This is a genomic window from Rhodococcus sp. EPR-157 (genome assembly GCF_001647195.1).
Taxonomy (GTDB): domain Bacteria; phylum Actinomycetota; class Actinomycetes; order Mycobacteriales; family Mycobacteriaceae; genus Rhodococcoides.
In genome coordinates this window covers 1-1,683 of sequence record NZ_LVCV01000026.1, presented here as the reverse complement: position 1 = coordinate 1,683, position 1,683 = coordinate 1, and the positions used below count along the sequence as shown (strand labels likewise).

The 1,683-nt window shown below is 63.8% G+C and carries 2 protein-coding genes; both read left to right on the top strand.

The genetic code is table 11. The annotated features are described in order from the left end of the window. The coding region (locus A2J03_RS01070; RefSeq protein ID WP_068368538.1) for a helix-turn-helix transcriptional regulator at positions 1-793 on the top strand (793 nt) is incomplete at its 5' end. After that, positions 790-1,683 (top strand): helix-turn-helix transcriptional regulator (locus A2J03_RS01065; RefSeq protein ID WP_068368541.1); only part of this gene is annotated, 894 nt, incomplete at its 3' end. The genes A2J03_RS01070 and A2J03_RS01065, both read left to right, overlap by 4 nt.

Below are 1,683 nucleotides of genomic sequence, written 5' to 3'. Positions count from 1 at the left end.
CTCGGTGGGTAACGGCGGGGTCGAAGGGTATCGAATCAACAGGGACGCCTACGAGCTACCCGAGATCGACCTGACACGCGAGGAGTCCGCTGCTGTCGCTGTCGCTGTCCAGCTGTGGGAGTCTCCCGAGCTGACATCGGCAGCGCAGAGCGCGCTGGTGAAGCTTCGAGCAGCAGGTATCCAGGTGGATCAAGACGAATCCGCAGCATCGGTCACAGCGGTTCCCGCCCGGACCAGGGGATCGGAGCCGGCGCTCGGAGCTCTCCTTGCCGCTGTCGACGCCGGAAGGTCGGTTCGCTTTCAGCACCGAAGTTCGGCAACGGATCCGTTCACGGTGCGGACGGTGGAGCCGTGGGGAGTGGTCACCTTCCGCGGTAGGTGGTACCTCGTCGGGCACGATGTCGACCGTGACGACATCAGAACCTTCCGGCTGTCCCGAATCGGCGACGACGTCGAAGCGTTCGGTCGTGCGGGAAGCGTGCACAAGCCCGAGGACGTCGATCTGCAATCGATCGTCGAGCGAGTTGCGGGCACAGCCGAGGTGAGCGGTACGGCGACGGTATGGGTCGCACACGACGGTGCCGTGGAAATCAGAAGAATGGGAACGATCGTGGAGGACCGAACCGTGGGCAACCGTCACGGGTCGGTTGTCCGGATGCCGGTTCGATCCTGGGAATGGGTGACGAGACTGATTGCAGGTCATGGGCCCGATGCGCTCGTTCTCGATCCGCCCGAGTTGCGCTCCGACGTCATCGCCGCGTTGCGTTCGGCAGTGTCGGAGGGTGTTCGATGAGCGCGCGGTTGTCGGTCCGGCTCGCCCGATTGCTCAACATGGTGCCGTTCTTTCTCGCCAACCCCGGTTTGAGTGCGGCCGAGGCAGCTCAGGAGCTCGGGGTGTCCACCACGACCCTGATGACCGATCTGAACCAGCTGTGGATGTGTGGCCTTCCCGGATACGGGCCCGGCGACCTCATCGACCTGTCGTTCTCGGAGGAGAGCATCGAGGTCACGTTCTCGGCCGGTATCGATCGACCGTTGAGGCTGACATCGACGGAGGCCACTGCACTTCTGGTTGCCCTGAGGTCGTTGACGTCGATGGCAGGAATGGTCGATCCGAGTGCCGCGCAGAGTGCGATTGCCAAGATCGAGGACGCGGCCGGGTCAGCGGCGGCGAACGTACCCCGCTCGTCGACCAGCGATTCGGACGCGAACACGGCAATGGGCCCAGTGGCCGCAGCAGTGCGGGCCGCGCTGCGCAATCAGCATGCGCTCGAGTTGACCTACTACTCGGCTTCACGCGATGCAGTCTCGGAGCGCATCGTCGATCCCATCCGTACCGTGCTGATCGACGATCACACCTACGTCCAGGCCTGGTGTCGACGAGCCGAGGGCGTTCGCTTGTTCCGATTCGATCGGATCGACCGTGCCGTGGAGTTGGCCGAGCCGTCGCGACCACCTCACGACGTTCCACAGGACGACAGTTTCGAGATCTTCAACGACGATCCGACGCTGCCGCAGGCCCGGCTTCGCATCGCCCCGGGCTATGCGTGGGTCATGGATTACTACCCGATGACTCAGGTCGGTGCAGACGACGACGGCTCGATCGTGGTGACGATGCGCTTCGCTACTCAGGCTTGGATGACACGCCTGACATTGGGTTTCGGCGAGAGCATCGAAGTGCTG